Here is a 19821-nt window from a genome sequence, read left to right as displayed (position 1 = left end):
GATGTAAGCGCAACAGGTTCCCTCCCCTTCGGGGGAGGGTCGGCCCTACGGCCCGCCCCCGTGTCCTTCCGGACGCAGAATGGCCGCCGTAGCACTTCGAAGGCTGCATGTTTGTCCTTGGGACATTTGCAGCAAGGCCGGGCGGGGCGGCATGCCGCATGAGGCACTCCCCCAGCCGCAGCGTCACAGGCCTCCCTTCTGGGAGGCCACCGACGCAGTCGTTTGCAAAAGAACGCGATAGACTTAACCTTCGTCATGAAGCCCAAACGGGCAGATGGCACACGGCGAGACCGGCCGTGTGGCGTCGGTGCGCATCGTGATTGTCTGGGGACCGGTCTTCTAGAAACGGATGGACCAATGAGTGACGCTCTTTCAGTGCAAGACGGACAGCCGACCGCAAGGCGGCCGAAGCGCTGGCACATCCTCGTTTTCCTGCTGCCGGCCTTCCTGATCTACTCGGCGGTCATGATCCTGCCGCTGATCGAAACGCTGCGACTGTCGCTGTTCAACACGGTGGACGGCCAGCCGGCCTTCGTCGGGCTCGCCAACTTCCAGACATTGTTCGGCGACGAGCGCTGGGCCCACGACTTCTGGAACGCGCTGAAGAACAATGTCATCTTCTTCATCATCCACATGTGCGTACAGAACCCGATCGGTGTCGCGCTCGCCGCGATGCTGTCAATCCCGAAGCTGCGCTTCGTCACCTTCTACCGCACGGCAATCTTCCTGCCGACGCTCTTGTCCTTCGTCATCGTCGGCTTCATCTGGAAGCTGATCCTGTCGCCGATCTGGGGCGTGGCGCCCGGGATGCTCGATCTCGTCGGCCTGAAGACGCTGTTTGCGCCTTGGCTCGGCAAGCCCGGTTCGGCGCTCATCGCCGTGTCGCTGATCTCGGTCTGGCAGTATGTCGGCATTCCGATGATGCTGATTTACGCGGCCCTGCTCAACATCCCCGATGAGGTGATCGAAGCGGCCGAATGCGACGGCGTCACCGGCTGGAGCCAGTTCTGGAAGATCAAGCTGCCGCTGATCCTGCCGGCCATCGGCATCATCTCGATCCTGACCTTCGTCGGCAACTTCAACGCCTTCGACCTGATCTACACGGTCCAGGGTGCACTTGCCGGCCCCGATGGGTCGACCGACATCCTCGGCACACTGCTCTACCGCACCTTCTTCGGTTTCCAGCTCCAGCTCGGTGACCGCTCCATGGGCGCGACGATCGCCACGGTGATGTTCCTGATCATTCTCGCCGGCGTCTCGCTCTACCTCTTCGTCATCCAGCGCCGCATGCGCCGCTACCAGTTCTGAGGAGATCGGCGATGTCGAAAGCACGCAATTCCATCTTCCGCACCGGCTTCGTGCATGTGGCGCTGATCGCCTATACGCTCGTGTCGCTGTTCCCGGTGTTCCTGACGATCGTCAACTCGTTCAAGGATCGCAACGCGATCTTCCGGGCGCCGTTGATGATCCCGACACCGCAGACCTTCAGTCTGATCGGATATGAAACCGTCCTCGGCCAGGGGGATTTCGCCACCTATTTCCAGAACAGCTTCATCGTCACGATCGTTTCGATCGCGCTGGTGCTGCTCTTCGGCGCGATGGCCGCCTTCGCACTGTCGGAGTATCGCTTCCGCGGCAACACGGTGATGGGTCTCTATCTCGCGATCGGCATCATGATCCCGATCCGTCTCGGCACCGTCGCCATTCTCCAGGGCATGGTCGCCGCCAACCTAGTCAACACGCTGACGGCGCTGATCCTGGTCTATACGGCGCAAGGCCTGCCGCTGGCGATCTTCATTCTCTCGGAGTTCATGCGAACGGTTTCGGATGACCTCAAGAACGCCGGACGCATCGACGGACTGTCGGAATATGCGATCTTCTTCCGCCTGGTGCTGCCGCTGGTGCGACCGGCCATGGCGACGGTTGCAGTCTTCACCATGATCCCGATCTGGAACGACCTCTGGTTCCCGTTGATCCTCGCGCCGGCGGAAGCAACCAAGACCGTAACGCTCGGCTCGCAGATCTTCATCGGCCAGTTCGTCACCAACTGGAACGCGGTGCTGGCGGCGCTCTCGCTCGCCATCCTTCCGGTCCTCGTTCTCTACGTCATCTTCTCGCGGCAACTGATCCGCGGCATCACGGCAGGAGCAGTCAAGTGAGCGCAAGCAGCAAACCGATCCGGGTCCTCGTCGCGGGACTCGGCAACATGGGGCGCAGCCACGCGCTCGCCTATCACAACAATCCCGGCTTCGAGATCGTCGGCCTCGTCAACCGCTCGAAGGTGCCGCTGCCGGAGGAGCTCCGCGGCTATGAGATCCATCCGAATTTCAAGACGGCGCTTGCCGAGCTGAAGCCGGATCTCTGCTCGATCTGTACCTATTCCGACAGCCATGCCGATTTTGCGGTCATGGCCTTCGAGGCGGGCGCCGACGTCTTCGTCGAGAAGCCGCTTGCAACTACCGTCGCCGATGCCGAACGCGTCGTCGCGGCTGCGAAGAAGCACGGGCGGAAACTGGTGATCGGCTACATCCTTCGCCATCACCCCTCGTGGATCCGGCTGATTGCCGAAGCCCGCAAGCTCGGCGGTCCCTATGTCTTCCGCATGAACCTGAACCAGCAGTCGAGCGGCCCGACCTGGGAAACCCACAAGTCGCTGATGCAGACGACGCCGCCGATCGTCGATTGCGGCGTGCACTATGTCGACGTCATGTGCCAGATCACCGACGCCAAGCCGGTGGAAGTGCGTGGCATGGGCCTGCGCCTTTCCAACGAGATCGCGCCGGATATGTACAACTACGGCCACTTGCAGGTGATCTTCGAGGATGGTTCGACCGGCTGGTACGAAGCCGGCTGGGGGCCGATGATCTCGGAGACGGCCTTCTTCGTGAAGGACGTGATGTCGCCGAAGGGATCGGTGTCGATCGTGATGGATCCGAACGCGAAGTCCGACGATATCGACACGCATACCAAGACGGCGGTCATCCGCCTGCACAGCGCCGAAACCGGCCCGGACGGGCGGTTCCTCAGGGCTGACGAGGACCTGAAGATGGACGGCGAGCCCGGCCACCAGGAACTCTGCGACCGCGAGCAGGCCTATGTCCTGAAGGCCATTCGCGAAGACATCGACCTCGACCGTCACATGAACGACGCCGTCCAATCGCTGCGCATCTGCCTCGCCGCAGATGAAAGCGTACGTACCGGCAGACCAGTCAAACTCTAAGGGGGCAACCAGGTGGGATCGCTTCAACTCAAATCCATCCGCAAGGCCTATGGTAGCCATGAGGTTCTGAAGGGCATCGACCTCGAGGTAAAGGACGGCGAGTTCGTCATCTTCGTCGGCCCGTCCGGCTGCGGCAAGTCGACCTTGCTGCGCACCATCGCCGGCCTCGAAGACGCGACCTCTGGCAGCGTGCAGATCGACGGCGCCGAAGTCGGACACGTGGCGCCGGCCAAACGCGGCATCGCCATGGTGTTTCAGTCCTATGCGCTCTATCCGCACCTGACGGTGAAGGACAATATGGGGCTCGGCCTGAAGCAGGCGGGCGCCCCGAAGGCTGAGATCGACAAGAAGGTCAACAAGGCGGCCGGCATGCTGTCGCTGGAGCCCTATCTCGCCCGGCGCCCGGCCGAGCTGTCGGGCGGCCAACGGCAGCGCGTGGCAATCGGCCGCGCGATCGTGCGCGAACCGAAGCTCTTCCTGTTCGACGAGCCGCTTTCCAACCTCGACGCGGCACTGCGCGTCAACACCCGTCTCGAGATCGCAAGGCTGCATCGCAGCCTGAAGGCAACGATGATCTACGTGACCCACGACCAGGTGGAGGCGATGACGCTCGCCGACAAGATCGTCGTCTTGAACGCCGGCAAGATCGAGCAGATCGGCTCGCCGATGGATCTCTACAACCGCCCCGCCAACGTCTTCGTCGCCGGCTTTATCGGCTCGCCGCAGATGAACTTCATCGAGGGCGCGCGGCTCGGCGACGCCGGCGCCAAGACGATCGGCATCCGGCCCGAGCACATGGCGCTTTCGCGCGAGAGCGGCGACTGGAAGGGCAAGGTGATCCACGTCGAACACCTCGGCGCCGACACGATCGTCTACGTCGATTCCGAACAGGCCGGCACCATCACCGTCCGCCTCTTCGGCGAGCATCGCTACGCACCTGACGACATCGTCTATGCGACGCCGATGGTCGGCAGCATGCATCGTTTCGGCGACGACGACCGCGTTCTCGCCTGATCCATCTTGGGGCCGGCGCCCCATCACAGCTGCGTGAAAATTAGCCGCCACAGGACTAACCCCCTGTGGCGGCTGCATTATTTTTTGACCCGACGCCCCGTATCACGCTGTTGCACTGCAACGCGAATTAACATACATTTGTGTTTGTATATTAGCTTTCCGGTATTTGCCGAACCTGATACCGGTTCCGCTCCCCTTCACTTCCGGACCGCACGGGCACCTTGCGAGATGCATCCGTTGCCTGCGGTCACCGAATATGGACATCGCTATGCGCATGAACCGACCGACACTGGCCGCCGCCTTGGCAACTGTGATTCTTCTTTCCGGCTGCCAGAAAGAGGAAGCACAACAGGGCGCTGCCGCATTCCCACCGTCCGCCGTCGCAGTCTTCACGACCAAGGCCGAAACGCTGCCGATCACCAACGAGTTGCCCGGCCGCATCGCCGCGACCCGGGTCGCAGAGGTCCGCCCGCGCGTCTCCGGCATCGTCGTCGAGCGCGTCTTCCAGCAGGGCTCCAAGGTCAATGCGGGTGACGTGCTCTACCGCATCGATCCGGCTCCCTTCCGCGTGCAGGTCGAAAAGGCCGAGGCAACGCTGCGGCGCGCCCATTCCATCCGCGTCCAGGCGCAGCAGAAGGCCGACCGCCAGGAGCAGCTCAAGAAGGCGAATGTCGTCGCCGCGCAGCAGTTCGACGACGCGGCCGCCCTGCTCGCAACCGCCGACGCCGATGTCGCGATCGCCGAGGCCGGCCTCGCGGCAGCCAAGCTCGACCTGCAATATGCCGACGTGACGGCGCCGATCAGCGGCCGCATCGGCCGCGCGCTGATCACCGAAGGCGCCCTCGTCAGCACCAATGGCTCGGAAAATCTCGCGACAATCCAACAGCTCGATCCGCTCTATGCCGACTTCACCCAGTCGGCGACCGACCTCATTCGCCTGCGCAAGGCGCTCGAGGACGGCAAGATGATGAGCGGCGACGGCGAAGAAGCCGAAGTGCAGCTCGTGCTCGACGACGGCACGGCCTACGAGCACAAGGGCAAGCTCCTGTTCTCCGAAGCGGCCGTCGATGCGACGACCGGCCAGGTGACCCTGCGCGGCGAATTCCCGAACCCGGACAACGACCTGCTTCCGGGCATGTATGTCCGCGTGCTGGTGCAGCAGGGCGTCGAGAAGGACGCGATCACCGTTCCGCAGCAGGCCGTTCAGCGCAACAATGCCGGCCAGTCGCAGGTCTATGTCGTAGGCGCCGACAACAAGGTCGAGTTCCGCAACGTGACGCTCGGCCGCACGATCGGCACCCGCTGGCAGGTGACCGCCGGCCTCAAGGCCGGCGAGAAGGTCATCGTCGAAGGCTTCCAGAAGATCGGCCCCGGCGCACCGGTCGAGCCGACGGACTGGAACCCGGAGGCCAAGCCTGTGGCGCAAGCGGCGCAGACGACGGCATCTGCCGACGAGAAGCCGGCCGAAGTTACAAAGTGAGTTTGATTGATGCCTAGTTTTTTCATCGACAGGCCTATTTTTGCCTGGGTGGTGGCGATCTTCATCATGGTCGCCGGCGTCATTGCGATCCCGCTTCTGCCGGTATCGCAATATCCCGACGTCGCGCCGCCGCAGATCTCCATCAACACGAGCTACCCCGGCGCTTCGTCGCAGGACACCTATCAGAGCGTCACCCGACTGATCGAAGATGAGCTGAACGGCGTCGAAGGCCTGCTCTACTTCGAATCGACCTCGAGCGCCTCCGGTTCGGTCGAAATCAGCGCCACTTTCGCGCCCGGCACCGATCCGGGACAGGCGGCGGTCGACATCCAGAACCGCGTTCGCCGCGTCGAGCCGCGCCTGCCCGATTCGGTCAAGCGCCAGGGCGTCCAGGTCGATGAGGCCGGCTCCGGCTTTCTGATGATCGTGGCCCTGACTTCGACCGACGGCTCGATGGATGCCATCGGTCTCGGCGACTATCTGAGCCGCAACGTTCTGAGCGAAATCCAGCGCGTGCCCGGCGTCGGCCGTGCGCAGCTCTTCGCCACCGAGCGCTCGATGCGCGTCTGGCTCGACCCGGACAAGATGCTGGGCCTCAACCTGACGGCCGCCGACGTGACGGCTGCGATCACGGCGCAGAACGCCCAGATCGCCTCCGGCTCGATCGGCGCCCAGCCGAACCCGATCACCCAGCAGATCAGCGCGCCCGTCGTCGTCAAGGGCCAGTTGGAGAGCGCCGAAGAGTTCGGCGCGATCGTGCTCCGCGCCAATCCGGACGGTTCGTCCGTTCGCCTGCGCGACGTCGCCCGCATCGAGATCGGCGGCGAAAGCTACGCCTTCTCGACGCGGCTGAACGGCAAGCCCTCGGCGGCGATCGCCGTCCAGCTCTCGCCGAGCGGCAACGCCATGTCGACCTCCGCGGCGATCAAGGCGCGCATGGACGAACTGGCGAAGTTCTTCCCGCAGGGCCTCGAATATTCGGTTCCCTACGACACCTCGCCCTTCGTCGCCGTTTCGATCGAGAAAGTGCTTTCGACGCTCGTCGAAGCGGTGGCACTGGTATTCATCGTGATGTTCCTGTTCCTGCAGAACATCCGCTACACCATCATCCCGACGCTCGTCGTACCGGTCGCCCTGCTCGGCACCTGCGCCGTTATGCTGGCGATGGGCTTCTCGATCAACGTTCTGACCATGTTCGGCATGGTGCTGGCGATCGGTATCCTCGTCGACGATGCGATCATCGTCGTCGAAAACGTCGAGCGCATCATGTCCGAGGAAGGGCTGACACCGAAGGAAGCGACCCGCAAGGCAATGAGGCAGATCACCGGCGCGGTCATCGGCATCACGCTGGTACTCGCCTCCGTGTTCATTCCGATGGCCTTCTTCCCGGGTGCGGTCGGCGTGATCTATCGCCAGTTCTCGCTGACGATGGTCGTCTCGATCCTGTTCTCGGCGCTTCTTGCGCTGTCGCTGACCCCGGCACTCTGCGCGAGCTTCCTGAAGCAGGTGCCGAAGGGCCACCACCATGCCAAGCGCGGCTTCTTCGGCTGGTTCAACCGCAGCTTCGACAAGACCTCGCACGGCTATAGCGGCATCGTGAAGCGCCTGGTGCACCGGACCGGTCGCTACATGATCGTCTATGTCGCCGTGCTCGCCGGCCTCGGCTGGCTGTTCATGAAGCTGCCGTCGTCGTTCCTCCCGGACGAAGACCAGGGCTTCGTGATCGTCATGATGCAGCTGCCGTCGGAAGCGACGGGCAACCGCACGACCGAGGTGGTGGAGCAGGCCGAGAAGATCTTCGGCCAGGAACCGGCCGTCGAACGCATCATCGCGATCAACGGCTTCTCCTTCTTCGGCACCGGCCAGAACGCAGCGCTCGCCTTCGTGACGCTCAAGGACTGGAAAGAACGGGACGCCAACAACGCCGCGCAGTCGATCGCCATGCGTGCGACGATGGCGATGAGCCAGATCAAGGACGCGATCAGCTTCGCGCTGTCGCCGCCGGCGATCCAGGGCCTCGGCACCACGGGCGGCTTCTCGTTCCGTCTGCAGGACCGCGGCGGTCTCGGCCAGGCGGCATTGTCGCAGGCCCGCGACCAGCTTCTCGGCATGGCGGCGGAGAGCAAGGTGCTCTCGGGCGTCCGCTTCGAGGGCATGCCGGATGCGGCCCAGGTCAGCGTCAACATCGACCGCGAGAAGGCCAACACCTTCGGTGTGACCTTCGCCGACATCAACTCGACGATCTCGACCAACCTCGGCTCGTCCTATGTCAACGACTTCCCCAATGCCGGGCGCATGCAGCGGGTGACGGTGCAGGCGGACGAAGGTCAGCGCATGCAGACCGCCGACCTGCTGAACCTGAACGTCCGCAATGCCAATGGCGGCATGGTGCCGCTGTCGGCCTTCGCGACGGTGGAATGGGTCAAGGCGTCGACGCAGACGATCGGCTACAACGGCTATCCCTCGGTCCGTATCAGCGGCGAGGCGGCGCCCGGCTACTCGTCCGGTGATGCGATCGCCGAGATGCAGCGTCTCGCCGGGCAGCTTCCGGCTGGCTTCGGCTACGAATGGACAGGGCAGTCGCTGCAGGAAATCCAGTCCGGCACCCAGGCGCCTCTCTTGATCGCGCTGTCGTGCCTCCTCGTGTTCCTGTGCCTTGCGGCGCTCTACGAGAGCTGGTCGATCCCGGTTGCGGTGATCATGGTCGTTCCGCTTGGCGTCATCGGCGCCGTGCTGGCGGTCACCATGCGTGACATGCCGAACGACGTGTACTTTAAGGTGGGCCTGATCGCGATCATCGGCCTTTCGGCGAAGAACGCGATCCTGATCATCGAGTTCGCCAAGGAACTGCGCGAGCAGGGCAAGTCGCTGATCGACGCGACGCTGGAGGCAGCACATCTTCGCTTCCGACCGATCCTGATGACGTCGCTGGCCTTCACGCTCGGCGTTCTGCCGCTGGCGATCGCCACGGGCGCCAGCTCCGGCAGCCAGCGCGCCATCGGCACGGGCGTCATGGGCGGGATGATCTCGGCAACGGTGCTGGCCATCTTCTTCGTTCCGGTCTTCTTCGTGTTCGTCACGAAGATTTTCGGACGAAAGAAGGTGGAAAACACACCGGCAGCCGCAGAAAACCTGACGCCCGCCGAATAACATGACAACAGACGGCCCGCCGCACATCACTGTCGGCGGGCCGCCTGACGAGGAGGAATGAATGCGCCGAACAAAAGCCGACGCAGAAGTAACCCGGCAGAAGATCCTCTGCGCCGCCGAGCGGGTCTTCTACGAAAAGGGCGTCTCGAACACGACGCTCGAAGAAATCGCCAGGGCTGCGGGCGTGACGCGCGGTGCCATCTACTGGCACTTCGCCAACAAGACGGACCTGTTCCTCGCGCTGCACGATGCCGTGCCCCTGCCGCAGGAAGACATGATCGCCCGCGAAATCGAAGCGGAGGCGGCCGATACTCTTTCCATCCTCGAAGGCGCCATGGGCGACTGGCTGGACGCTCTCGCCGCCGACGAACAGCGCCAGCGCATTCTCACAATCATGCTGCGCACCAATTACGACGGCGATCTGGGCGAGGTGCTTGCCCGGCAAAAGGAACTCGACGACCGCCACAACATCCTGCTGGAACTCGCTTTCTCCCGCGCCCTCGCCAAGGGGCAGATGCACGAGACCTGGACGCCGGCCTCGGCGACCAGAACGCTGCACTGGATGATGCTCGGGCTCTGTACCGAGTGGCTGCTCTTCGGCCGCCGCTTCGATCTGATCGCCGAGGGACGCGAAGGCTTGAGCCGGCTCTTTGCCAGCTTCCGCGCGCCGGCCGTCACGGCGACCGCGGTTGCCGCACGCCCATAACGGCCTTGAGCCGGCGCCCGTTCGGGCACCGGCCATATCGGCACCAAACGATGCTGTTTAGCTGAACACCACGGTCTTGTGACCGTTGAGCATAACGCGCCGTTCCAGGTGCAGCCTGACGGCACGCGCGAGCACGCGGCTTTCGATGTCGCGGCCGGTGGCGACGAAGCCCTCGGCCGTCAGCGCATGGCTGACACGCTCGGTTTCCTGCTCGATGATCGGCCCTTCGTCGAGGTCGGGCGTGATGTAATGCGCCGTCGCACCGATCAGCTTCACCCCACGCTCATGCGCCTGATGATAGGGCCTGGCGCCCTTGAAGCTCGGCAGGAAGGAATGGTGGATGTTGATCGCCTTGCCGTAGAGTCGCTTCGACAGATTGTCCGAGAAGACCTGCATGTAGCGGGCGAGGATGACGAGATCGGCGCCAGTCTCCTGGACGAGGCGCAAGAGTCTCTCCTCCTGCTCGGCCTTGTTGTCCTTCGATACCGGCCAACAGTGATAAGGCAAACCTTCGGCTTCCGCCGTGCGTCGGCTGTCCTCGTGGTTGGAGACGATGGCGACGACTTCCGCGTTCAGCCAGCCGACACGGATCTGGTAGAGCAGGTGCAGGAGCGCATGGTCGAACCTGGAGACGAGCACGAGGATCTTCGGCCTCACCGTGGCGTCCGCCAGGACCGTCCGCATCTGGAAACGCTCGACGGCCGGGGCCAACGCCCGCTCGACATCGGTTGCCTGAACGCTCGCCGCAACCTGAAAGGCGATGCGCATGAAGAAGCTGTTGGTCTTGACGTCCCAGAACTGGTTGCTCTCGGCGATATTGGCGCCGAGGCCGGCGAGCTCGGTGGTGACGGCCGCGACAATGCCGGGTTTGTCGTCGCAGGACAGGACAAGAATGAAGGTCTTCGGCGCCATGATCTCCTCCGATTGCAGCCGTTTCGGATGGGGCTTCAAGCCCCTTCCCAACCGCTGCCTATGAGGAGTTGAACGCGCCGGCAATCGTTCCGGCTGCGACGGCCGGCGCTTTCTATCATCCTGATGGAAAGGCGCCCGAAAGCATCAAATGCCCTCGGGCACTGCAAGAATCATCGCAGGCGATTTTTGATGCTTCCTGAGAGAATTCCCTCAGAAAACCCGGCACTGGGCCGACGGATTAGTGCGCCTCGTCCCAGTTGGTCGCGGCCCGTGCGTCGACCTTGAGCGGCACCTTCATGTCGAGCGCCGGCATGGCGGCGTTTTCCATTACCGAGACGACGATCGGAATGGTCCGTTCGACCTCGGCGTCCTCGACCTCGAAGATCAGTTCGTCGTGCACCTGCAGCAGCATGCGGGCCGAGAGCTTCGCCTCGGCCAATGCCGGCTCCATCTTCACCATGGCGCGGCGGATGATGTCGGCGGCCGAGCCCTGGATCGGCGCGTTGATCGCGGCGCGTTCGTTGAAGGCGCGATGCGACGGGATCGACGAGCGGATGTCCGGATAATGCGCGCGGCGGCCGAAGATGGTCTCGACGTATCCGTGTTCGCGGGCAAAGGCCTTGGTGCCTTCCATGTAGTCGCGAATGCCGGGGAAGCGCTCGAAATAGCGCTTGATGTAATCGCTCGCCTCTGAGCGTTCGATCGACAGCTGGTTGGCGAGGCCGAAGGCCGAGATGCCGTAGATGATGCCGAAGTTGATCGCTTTGGCGCGCCGGCGGATCTCACCCGGCATGCCCTCGACCGGAACGCCGAACATTTCCGATGCCGTCATCGCATGGATGTCGACACCGTCGGCGAAGGCCTGGCGGAGCTGCGGAATGTCGGCGACATGGGCGAGCACGCGCAGTTCGATCTGGCTGTAGTCGGCGGAGACGAGCTTGTGACCTGGCGTTGCGATGAAGGCGGTGCGGATCTTGCGGCCTTCGGCGGTGCGCACCGGAATGTTCTGTAGGTTCGGGTCTGAGGAGGACAGCCGTCCCGTCGTCGTCGCGGCAAGCGCATAGGACGTGTGCACGCGCTTCGTCTCCGGATGGACAAAGCCCGGCAGCGCGTCGGTATAGGTGGATTTGAGCTTGGTCAGCTGCCGCCAGTCGACGATCTTGCGCGGCAATTCATGCCCTTCGGCGGCCAGGTCTTCCAGCACCTGGGCCGAGGTCGACCATTGCCCGGTCTTGGTCTTCGACCCGCCGGCAAAGCCCATCTTGCCGAACAGGATATCGCCCAACTGCTTCGGCGAACCGATGGTGAAGGTTTCGCCGGCGAGCTTGTAGATCTCGTCCTCCAGCGCTGCCGCCCCTTGCGCCAGTTCGCCCGAAAGCCGTGACAGGATCTGGCGATCGATGGTGATGCCGCGGTCCTCCATGCGTGCGAGCACCGCAACCAGAGGTCGCTCCAGACGCTCATAGACGCGCGTCAGCCCCTTGGCGGCCAGCCGCGCCTTCAGGACGTGCCAGAGCCTCAGCGTGACGTCCGCATCCTCGGCCGCGTAGGCCGTTGCCTTGTCGATATCGACGAAGTCGAAGGTCAGCGACGACTTACCGGTACCGGTAATGTCCTTGTAGGCGATCGGCTTGTGGTTCAGCCAGCGCTCGGAGAGCGAGTCCATGCCATGGGTGCCGTTGCCGGCATCGGCGACATAGGACATCAGCATCGTGTCGTCGAAGCTCTCGACGGTGATGCCGTGCCGCTTCATCACCAGGTAATCGTATTTGAGGTTCTGCGCGACCTTGAGCACCGACGGGTCTTCGAGCAGGCGCTTCAAGCGGCTCAGCGCTTCCCCAACCGGGATCTGGTTTTCGGCAAGCCCGCCGCCCAGGAGATCACCGATACCGGTCTTGTGGATCAACGGCACATAGGCCGCCCGGATGGCGGTGCCCGTCGGGTCCGCCCGATGGTCGGCGATCGCCAGCGAGAAGCCAACAAGATCGGCCTGCATGGCATCAAGCGAGTTCGTTTCCGTGTCGAAACCGACGACGCCCGCTTCCTGCGCGGCTGATATCCACTGGTCGAGAACCGCGATATCGCGAATCGTCACATAGGCGCTGTGGTCAAACGGCGCCTTGGCAAAGATTTCCGCGCGCGCCGCGGCCAGCGCCTGGGGTGTGGCATCGGTCGCGGCCGGTTCGCCGGCGCGTGACAGCACAGCGGCCGCTTCGGCCGCCTCGCCCCGCACTGCTGCCTTGGCGGCGGACTCCTCGCTGACGGCCACCGCTTCGCCCTTGTCAAGGTCGGGTCCCCGCGCCTCAGCACCCCATTCGACCGGCACGTTGGCAGCTTCGACGGCGTCTGCGTCCGTGCCCGTCGCCGCGGCGACGCGGCGCGTCAGCGTGTTGAATTCCATCGCCTTGAGGAAGGCGATCAACTTCGGCCCGTTTTGCGGCTCCAGGCTCAGCTCTTCCAGCGGAACATCGAGCGGCGTATCTGTCTTGAGCACCACGAGCTGGCGCGACAGGCGCGCGAGATCGGCATTGGCGATGATGTTTTCGCGGCGCTTGGCCTGCTTGATTTCGCCGGCGCGGGCAAGCAGCGTATCGAGGTCGCCGAATTCTTCCAGCAGCTGCGCCGCCGTCTTTGGACCGATCCCGGGAATGCCGGGGACGTTGTCGGTGGAATCACCGGTCATCGCCTGGAGATCGATCATCTTCTCCGGGGGCACGCCCCACTTTTCGATGACCTCGGGGATCGAGATCTGCTTGTCCTTCATGCTGTCGTACATCGACACTTTCGGGGTGACGAGCTGCATCAGATCCTTGTCGGACGAGATGATGGTAACATCGGCACCGGCTTGCTCGGCGAGCCTCGCATAGGTAGCGATCAGATCGTCCGCCTCATAACCTTCCTTCTCGATACAGGGCAGGTTGAAGGCACGGGTCGCATGGCGGATCAGGCCGAACTGCGGAATGAGATCTTCCGGTGGCGCAGTCCGATTCGCCTTGTACTGATCGTAAAGCGCGTTGCGGAACGTCTTCGAGGAATAGTCGAAGATGACGGCGAAATGGGTCGGCGTAACGCCGACCGACGTGTCGCGCGCATCGGTGAGCAGCTTCCACAACATGTTGCAGAAACCCGATACCGCATTGACCGGCAGGCCGTCGGATTTGCGATTGAGCGGCGGGATGGCGTGGAACGCCCGGAAGATGAATCCGGAGCCGTCGACGAGGAAGAGATGATCACCGTTTTTCATGGGCAAATGGATAGCGCGGGGTGAGGCAAAGGTCCATTGCGGTTTTCCCACCGAACACTACAATCTCCACTTGTCAAAGAGGAGGCCAGCCATGCCGCATGACGTGCGTTACGCCCTGCAACAGTATCTTCTTCTTTCAAGCTTTGCCGGCTTTTGCTTCCTCATTTCGTGGCTCCTGTCGGCCGATCCGACGTTCCTGATCGTCATCAAGACGGCTTTCGCGCCGATGTACCTGCTCGCGATGACGGGCTCGATACCCATTTCAGGCGAGGGGACGGTTCATCCTGGCCAACTTGGCAGAAGGTGGAGTATGCCGTGGCGCGCGCCGCGCTCTTCGGTGCCTTCATTGTCGTCATGTCCATTACGCCGGATCAAACGGCGGGCGAAATGGCAAAAACGGCGATGACGGTTGCGATGGGGATCGGCCTTGTGGAACTCATTTTCGCCTTGCGAAACCGGGCTTCGACAGATCGCTGAGGGGCGTGCGAGCTTTCACGGAAACGTTACGTATTTGTAATGTCCGATTCGTGCCGCCTATCCTTGAAAAGCCACATTTGACTCCTCAAATCTTACCCAACGGCACCGAGTGATGCCGTCTTCTGGTGATTGGCCTGTCCCCCGCCCGCACCAGATGAGGACAAAGGCCTTATCCCCCTCTCCGGGCCTTTGTCCCGTTTTCAGGAAACCGTCACGGCGCCGCCTCCGCGCCGTGACGGTTTTTTGTTTTCCGGCCACGGCCTGCGATCAAGTCCGCTCAATTCAAGGCTTAAATCGAGCTCGCTTGAAGGAGACACGCAGAAGGGTTCATCGCCTGCATTGTAACTTGTCTTCATGGCGCTTCGGGCGTACCGATAGGCATGGCCTTCAATCGGATGGAATCTGCGACCTATCTGGCCAGCCTGCTGGCGAAGAGCTTTTCGCGCGCCCTGCACGAGCGCGGCCAGAAGCTCGGGTTCGCGCCGGGACAGTTTCCCATTCTGCTGGAGCTTTGGGCCGAAGAGGGCCTGACGCAGAAGCAACTGCTTGATCGCCTCGACATCGAACAGGCGACGATGGCCAACACGCTCTCCCGCATGGAGCGCGACGGGCTCATCATCCGCCGCAAGCATCCGCAGGACAAGCGCTCGCAGCAGATCTTCCTGACCGAGCGGGCGAAGGAGATGGAGGCGGCAGCCAAGGAAGCAGCCCTTGCCGCCGACCAGTCGCTGCTCTCCGGCCTCAGAAACTTCGAGCGCGAGTTGATGCTCGAATATATGCGCATGGCGCTTGCCAACGTGGCGCGCGGCGACGGCCGCGCCTGACGCCTCGCACCGTCCCTGATCGATCCATCAAAATATTTGGCTTAAAGAGAATGGCCTTAGGCTCTAAACCAGAGCGCGCGCGCCCGGTGACTTTGCGCGCCTGAAGGCGCAGCGTCGAATGCCCGCCGGTCTGCCGCTCTACAGCGCCGCGCGTCTTATCAGACGCGCAAAGGTCGCTGTAGAATTTTGATTTGCTGCATGTCTTCGTCCTTAAATCGAGGTCGATTTAAGGAGATCATGCAGGAGAATGTGGCTCGCGTGATTTCGTGCGCAAATCGATTCCGATTTGGCGATTCATGCAGTAGGTTCCGGCCAAACGAAGCAAGGATATGCATGATGGCAGATATCACCCCCGTTCTCGAACGCGCAGACGCCAACCTGCCGAAAAGCCTCGACCGGCTTTTCGATCTCGTTCGGATCAAGTCGATCTCGACCGACCCGGCCTTCAAGGCGGAATGCCGCAGGGCAGCCGAATGGCTGGTGGCGGAACTCAACAATCTTGGCTTCACCGCCTCGGTGCGCGACACCCCCGGCCACCCGATGGTCGTTGCCCATCACGATGGCGCCAGGCCGGATGCGCCGCACGTGCTGTTCTATGGTCACTACGACGTCCAGCCGGTCGACCCGCTCAATCTCTGGGACACGGATCCTTTCGAGCCGGGCATCAAGGAAATCGAACCCGGCCGCAAGGTCATCACCGGCCGCGGCACGGCTGACGACAAGGGCCAGCTCTTGACCTTCGTCGAAGCCGTGCGCGCCTATAAGCAGGTGCATGGCGGCCTGCCCTGCCGCGTCACCATTCTGTTCGAGGGCGAAGAGGAATCCGGCTCGCCGTCGCTGAAGCCCTTCCTCGAAGCCAATGCCGCCGAACTCAAGGCCGACTATGCGCTCGTCTGCGACACCAGCATGTGGGACCGCGAGACGCCGGCCATTTCGGCTGGCCTGCGCGGCCTCGTCGGCGAAGAGGTCATCATCAAGGCGGCCGACCGCGACCTGCATTCCGGTTACTTCGGCGGTGCCGCCGCCAACCCGATCCGCATCCTCACGTCCATTCTCGCCGGCCTTCACGACGAAAACAGCCGTGTGACACTCCCCGGCTTCTATGAAGGCGTCGAAGAAACCCCGGCTGAGATCAAGGCTGCCTGGGAAACACTCGGCCAGACGGCGGAGAAATTCCTCGGCGAAATCGGCCTCTCGATCCCGTCGGGCGAGAAGAACCGCTCGGTGCTGGAACTGACCTGGGCGCGCCCGACGGCGGAAGTCAACGGCATCACCGGCGGCTATACCGGCGAAGGCTTCAAGACGGTGATTGCGGCAGAGGCTTCGGCGAAGGTTTCCTTCCGCCTCGTCGGCAACCAGAACCCGGAGAAGATCCGCGAGGCGTTCCGCGGCTATGTCCGCTCCAAGGTTCCGGCCGATTGCTCGGTCGAGTTCCACGCCCATGGCGGTTCGCCGGCCATCCACCTGCCTTACGAATCGCCGCTGCTCAACACGGCAAAGGTGGCTCTTTCCGACGAATGGCCGAAGCCGGCCGTCATCATCGGCATGGGTGGCTCGATCCCGATCGTCGGCGACTTCCAGAAGATGCTCGGCATGGAATCGCTGCTGGTCGGCTTCGGCCTTTCCGACGACCGCATCCATTCGCCGAACGAGAAGTACGAGCTGCAGTCCTACCACAAGGGCATTCGTTCCTGGATCCGCATCCTGGACGCGCTGGCAGCCTGAGACGGTCAGGGCGGGATCGCAAAATGCGCGGGATTTTCGCCTGCATCCCGCTCAACCCTCTTGATCCAAGCCGCGGCGGAACGCCCCGTCGCGGCCTCGTCAATGGGGTGCATAGCCGTGATGACGCAGCCCCCACGAGCAATCCGCCTGCCGACACGTACGCGTTGCTGTTCGATCGCCGTCCCGCCCGCGTTTTACCGTTTCCCCTTCACCGTTTCCGGGCGGTTTCTCCGTTTTCGGCAGACCCTCAATCCTTGACCTCAGGGGTCTCAGGTGCTTCCTTTTTGTGAAACAAATCACAAAAGGGAAATCGGATCGTTGGCAAGGGTAAGGACCGAAGCGTCGCGCTGCGGGCGTGACGCTATGACAAGACGGCTCATAGGACGGAATGTCTCCGCTTGGAGAACCACTCCGGCAGCCGCAACAGAAGTGTCCTCAGAGCGCCTTACCCACGTCCTCACACCAATCGCGGCAGCGGTATGAAGAGGCTGCAGACCTATTTCTGGCCCGTTGTCGGCCTTCTCGCGATCCTTTTTTCGGTGAATGCGCTTTATCACGAACTCCGTGGCCTTTCGCTCGATGAGTTCATCGCGAGCTTCAACGCCATTTCATTCAAGAGCTGGCTGTTGGCGATCGGCTCGACGCTGGTCGCCTATGCGGCGCTTGCGGCCTACGACCGACTGGCGCTCGACCATCTCGGTCACCGCATTTCGATCTGGTTCATCACGCTCTGCTCGTTCACGACCTACGCGCTTTCACACAATCTCGGTGCATCGGTCTTTTCCGGCGCCGTCGTGCGCTACCGGGCCTATCGCTCCAAGGGGCTTTCTCCGGGTGAAGTCGGCGTACTCGTCGCCTTCTGTTCCTTCACCTTCACGCTCGGCACGCTGGTGCTTTCCGCCATCGTCCTGCTGATACGGCCCGACATCATCGAACGCTTCGCTGAATTCCTGCCGGTGGAAATGTCGCTGACGACCGGCGTGCTCATTCTCGTCGTCATCGGGCTCTATGTCATCGGCAGCCTCGTCGGGCTTCCGTCGTTCCGGACGCGCTGGTTCCAGCTTCACTACCCAAAGCCGAAGATCGTCGTCCGGCAATTGGTGATCGGGCCCGTGGAACTGATCGGCGCTGCCGGGATCATCTATTTCGCGCTGCCGGAAACCGGAAACCCGGGCTATATCGTCATCCTCGGCATCTTCCTCGCCTCGTTCTCGGCCGCACTGCTCTCGCATGCGCCGGGCGGGATCGGCGTGCTCGAACTGATCTTCATCGCCGCGCTGCCGGAGATGGATCCGGCCGACGTTCTCGCCGCCCTTGCGATTTTCCGCCTGCTCTACCTGGTCATCCCCTTCGTCCTTGCGTTGGTAGTGATCCTCGTCTTCGAGCGGGCGCGCTTCGTGGCACAACGCTCTCCCCCTGGAGGGACCGACCTTCCCTAGCGGGGACGGACGCCTTTCCGTGCTTCAGGGCGCATTGCAGACGGCCGGAAGCGCCTGCTCGAGCGGCCCCTTCACTTCCTCAAGCCGCGCCGCCTCGATCTGGTAGGGCGTGAAGGGCGGCACCTGCAGCGAGGGGTTGATGATGCGCGTCACGTAGCAGCCGGCGAAGAACCGGACCCGCGCGCGCTTCTCGATGGATTTCACCGCAACCGGGACCGCGGAATAGATGCTGCCGGCACCGGCTTCCGTCTTCACCTTGCCGATCTTTACCTCGACGGACACCGTGCGATCATAGCCGCGGGTGAAGGACTTGAAGCCGCCGACGGGCTTCGATTCGCCGAAATAGCCGTAGGCGCGGGCATATTCCTTGCGGTTGATGGCGTTATAGAGAGAGCGGACGAGGGTTGCCCCATCGGAGCGATCGTCGACATAGGCGACGCCTTCTTGCGCCAGGGTCTCGCCGTTCAACGCTGCGAATGCGACGAGCGCGAGGACGGTGGATCGAAGCTTCATGGCAACCCTCCTTTGTCGTGCGATAGCCAAGCACAACAATAAGGCGAAGCCATAGCAGGATTCACCGCCTGCCGGTTTCCTCAAATCGTCTCCACGCCGTCCCGCGAGAACCCGCCGCGGCGCCAACGGCGCACCACAGGTGCGACATGCAGGGAAACACGACTGCATTCGAGACATGAAAAGAGCCCCGTGTGGGAGGAGGTACACGGGGCTCTCGAACTTGATCGGCGACTGGGAGGAGGAGTGTCACCGATCCGCATCGGGCGCCGCGGGAGGAGGTGCAGCGCTTCGATAAGTCATATAATAATTATGCATTGCAGCAAAATCAAGTCATTATTTTTGCATTGCACAAAATCGTGAAAGCGAGCGCGCTTGGCGCGCTCTTGAGCTCTTCACCCGCGCCCGAGTCGCGGATTCCCTCGCTAAAGACCGATGCTCGAAAGCCAAGCTTGGCGCGGTAACCGGATGGAAACTACAACCTTTGATGGCTTTTTACTTTCCCTCAGCTTTTCAGATATACGACCACCAATAAGCTAAATGTATATTTTACTCTCATTAATTGCAGGATTTCAGATGAAATTGTTGCTCCAGATCCCCACCGCAATCATCGTCGTCCTGATCCTCGCGACCTGGGTTGCCAGCCTGCGCCTCGTGGTACTGCCCCCTGGCTCCCTCAAACTGAGGGCGATGACGGCGCTCGTTTATCAGGGGCACGGCTACCGCCTGGTCGACAGCCCACGTGCCATGTGCGGCCGGCAGGCCTATCCCGCGAAGGATTGCGAGGAAGTGGCGACGAACCATCTGGGCAAACGGGTCCTGCTTCGGCTTCCCTACAGCCAATGGCTCTACGACTTTACCGCGCCCGCTGCTGCGGGATCGAGCGTGGCGGTCGAAGATACGCCGCTGCGTACTTCGATCCAGTAACCGCGACCATATTTGGCTCGTCAACACAATGGGCGCGCGTCACTACTGCGACCCGGCCCACCGACTGAACGCAAGTTGTTGAAGACCATGCGTATTTCACGATCCGCTTCTTAACTCCCCCTTAAATTGCCGTATTTAAAGTTCACCCGGTCGCCGTGGCGGATGGGCGCAGAGTGCCGGTACCGCCGTCGAG

At 62.5% G+C, this 19821-nt stretch carries 15 protein-coding genes; 12 read left to right on the top strand and 3 right to left on the bottom strand.

Features of this window, described 5'->3' with window-relative positions:
- Nucleotides 1-357: 357 nt before the first annotated feature.
- From BHMPCIPO_RS01490 to BHMPCIPO_RS01460, 7 genes are all read left to right on the top strand, one after another.
- Nucleotides 358-1308, top strand: coding sequence for a carbohydrate ABC transporter permease (locus BHMPCIPO_RS01490; protein WP_173515126.1), 951 nt, complete (start codon nucleotides 358-360; stop codon nucleotides 1306-1308).
- An 11-nt stretch (nucleotides 1309-1319) separates the two neighbouring features.
- Entirely contained in the window at nucleotides 1320-2159 is an 840-nt protein-coding gene (locus BHMPCIPO_RS01485; RefSeq protein WP_173515125.1) for a carbohydrate ABC transporter permease, read from the top strand.
- Complete coding sequence (locus BHMPCIPO_RS01480) at nucleotides 2156-3220, top strand: Gfo/Idh/MocA family protein (protein WP_173515124.1); 1065 nt, start codon at nucleotides 2156-2158, stop codon at nucleotides 3218-3220. Before BHMPCIPO_RS01485 ends, BHMPCIPO_RS01480 begins: the two co-directional genes overlap by 4 nt.
- Nucleotides 3221-3232: 12 nt before the next feature.
- A complete protein-coding gene (locus BHMPCIPO_RS01475) occupies nucleotides 3233-4234 on the top strand; it encodes an ABC transporter ATP-binding protein (protein WP_173515123.1) in 1002 nt (333 codons plus the stop codon).
- A gap of 268 nt (nucleotides 4235-4502) precedes the next feature.
- Nucleotides 4503-5714, top strand: coding sequence for an efflux RND transporter periplasmic adaptor subunit (locus BHMPCIPO_RS01470; RefSeq protein ID WP_490243278.1), 1212 nt, complete (start codon nucleotides 4503-4505; stop codon nucleotides 5712-5714).
- A gap of 9 nt (nucleotides 5715-5723) precedes the next feature.
- Entirely contained in the window at nucleotides 5724-8864 is a 3141-nt protein-coding gene (locus BHMPCIPO_RS01465) for a multidrug efflux RND transporter permease subunit (RefSeq protein ID WP_173515121.1), read from the top strand.
- Nucleotides 8865-8925: 61 nt separating this feature from the next.
- Nucleotides 8926-9570, top strand: coding sequence for a TetR family transcriptional regulator (locus tag BHMPCIPO_RS01460; RefSeq protein WP_173515120.1), 645 nt, complete (start codon nucleotides 8926-8928; stop codon nucleotides 9568-9570).
- 57 nt (nucleotides 9571-9627) lie between these two features.
- Here the strand turns inward: BHMPCIPO_RS01460 and purU are convergent, their stop codons facing one another.
- Both purU and polA read right to left on the bottom strand, forming a co-directional pair.
- Complete coding sequence (gene purU / locus BHMPCIPO_RS01455) at nucleotides 9628-10482, bottom strand: formyltetrahydrofolate deformylase (protein ID WP_173515119.1); 855 nt, start codon at nucleotides 10480-10482, stop codon at nucleotides 9628-9630.
- Nucleotides 10483-10720: 238 nt separating this feature from the next.
- Nucleotides 10721-13726, bottom strand: a complete 3006-nt coding sequence (polA, locus tag BHMPCIPO_RS01450; RefSeq protein WP_173515118.1) for a DNA polymerase I — start codon at nucleotides 13724-13726, stop codon at nucleotides 10721-10723.
- 91 nt (nucleotides 13727-13817) lie between these two features.
- On the opposite strand from polA, the gene BHMPCIPO_RS01445 reads away from it, so the two are divergent.
- The 4 genes from BHMPCIPO_RS01445 to BHMPCIPO_RS01430 all read left to right on the top strand — a co-directional run bounded on the left by BHMPCIPO_RS01445 (nucleotide 13818) and on the right by BHMPCIPO_RS01430 (nucleotide 18191).
- On the top strand, nucleotides 13818-14132 hold the full coding sequence (locus tag BHMPCIPO_RS01445; protein WP_173515117.1) for a hypothetical protein: 315 nt from the start codon (nucleotides 13818-13820) through the stop codon (nucleotides 14130-14132).
- A 451-nt stretch (nucleotides 14133-14583) separates the two neighbouring features.
- Nucleotides 14584-15027, top strand: a complete 444-nt coding sequence (locus BHMPCIPO_RS01440; protein ID WP_173515116.1) for a MarR family winged helix-turn-helix transcriptional regulator — start codon at nucleotides 14584-14586, stop codon at nucleotides 15025-15027.
- Nucleotides 15028-15360: 333 nt separating this feature from the next.
- Nucleotides 15361-16752 carry a M20/M25/M40 family metallo-hydrolase gene (locus BHMPCIPO_RS01435; RefSeq protein ID WP_173515115.1) on the top strand — a complete coding sequence of 464 codons (1392 nt, stop codon included), beginning with the start codon at nucleotides 15361-15363 and terminating at the stop codon, nucleotides 16750-16752.
- 479 nt (nucleotides 16753-17231) lie between these two features.
- Complete coding sequence (locus BHMPCIPO_RS01430; protein ID WP_173515114.1) at nucleotides 17232-18191, top strand: lysylphosphatidylglycerol synthase transmembrane domain-containing protein; 960 nt, start codon at nucleotides 17232-17234, stop codon at nucleotides 18189-18191.
- Nucleotides 18192-18215: 24 nt separating this feature from the next.
- Here the strand turns inward: BHMPCIPO_RS01430 and BHMPCIPO_RS01425 are convergent, their stop codons facing one another.
- Entirely contained in the window at nucleotides 18216-18704 is a 489-nt protein-coding gene (locus BHMPCIPO_RS01425; RefSeq protein ID WP_173515113.1) for a hypothetical protein, read from the bottom strand.
- Between the two features lie 573 nt (nucleotides 18705-19277).
- Here BHMPCIPO_RS01425 and BHMPCIPO_RS01420 point away from each other — a divergent pair.
- Nucleotides 19278-19628 carry a hypothetical protein gene (locus tag BHMPCIPO_RS01420; protein WP_173515112.1) on the top strand — a complete coding sequence of 117 codons (351 nt, stop codon included), beginning with the start codon at nucleotides 19278-19280 and terminating at the stop codon, nucleotides 19626-19628.
- Nucleotides 19629-19821: the final 193 nt, after the last annotated feature.

This window comes from Ensifer sesbaniae (genome assembly GCF_013283665.1).
In the GTDB taxonomy this organism is placed as follows: Bacteria; Pseudomonadota; Alphaproteobacteria; order Rhizobiales; family Rhizobiaceae; genus Ensifer; species Ensifer sesbaniae.
This window is presented reverse-complemented; position numbering and strand designations above follow the sequence as displayed.

What these genes read in the sequence shown, in the direction of transcription:
- BHMPCIPO_RS01490 (WP_173515126.1), top strand. Translation starts at nt 358, where the DNA reads ATGAGTGACGCTCTTTCAGTGCAAGACGGACAGCCGACCGCAAGGCGG.
- BHMPCIPO_RS01485 (WP_173515125.1), top strand. Translation starts at nt 1,320, where the DNA reads ATGTCGAAAGCACGCAATTCCATCTTCCGCACCGGCTTCGTGCATGTG.
- BHMPCIPO_RS01470 (WP_490243278.1), top strand. Translation starts at nt 4,503, where the DNA reads ATGCGCATGAACCGACCGACACTGGCCGCCGCCTTGGCAACTGTGATT.
- BHMPCIPO_RS01465 (WP_173515121.1), top strand. Translation starts at nt 5,724, where the DNA reads ATGCCTAGTTTTTTCATCGACAGGCCTATTTTTGCCTGGGTGGTGGCG.
- BHMPCIPO_RS01460 (WP_173515120.1), top strand. Translation starts at nt 8,926, where the DNA reads ATGCGCCGAACAAAAGCCGACGCAGAAGTAACCCGGCAGAAGATCCTC.
- purU (WP_173515119.1), bottom strand. Translation starts at nt 10,482, where the DNA reads ATGGCGCCGAAGACCTTCATTCTTGTCCTGTCCTGCGACGACAAACCC.
- polA (WP_173515118.1), bottom strand. Translation starts at nt 13,726, where the DNA reads ATGAAAAACGGTGATCATCTCTTCCTCGTCGACGGCTCCGGATTCATC.
- BHMPCIPO_RS01445 (WP_173515117.1), top strand. Translation starts at nt 13,818, where the DNA reads ATGCCGCATGACGTGCGTTACGCCCTGCAACAGTATCTTCTTCTTTCA.
- BHMPCIPO_RS01440 (WP_173515116.1), top strand. Translation starts at nt 14,584, where the DNA reads ATGGCCTTCAATCGGATGGAATCTGCGACCTATCTGGCCAGCCTGCTG.
- BHMPCIPO_RS01435 (WP_173515115.1), top strand. Translation starts at nt 15,361, where the DNA reads ATGATGGCAGATATCACCCCCGTTCTCGAACGCGCAGACGCCAACCTG.
- BHMPCIPO_RS01430 (WP_173515114.1), top strand. Translation starts at nt 17,232, where the DNA reads ATGAAGAGGCTGCAGACCTATTTCTGGCCCGTTGTCGGCCTTCTCGCG.
- BHMPCIPO_RS01425 (WP_173515113.1), bottom strand. Translation starts at nt 18,704, where the DNA reads ATGAAGCTTCGATCCACCGTCCTCGCGCTCGTCGCATTCGCAGCGTTG.
- BHMPCIPO_RS01420 (WP_173515112.1), top strand. Translation starts at nt 19,278, where the DNA reads ATGAAATTGTTGCTCCAGATCCCCACCGCAATCATCGTCGTCCTGATC.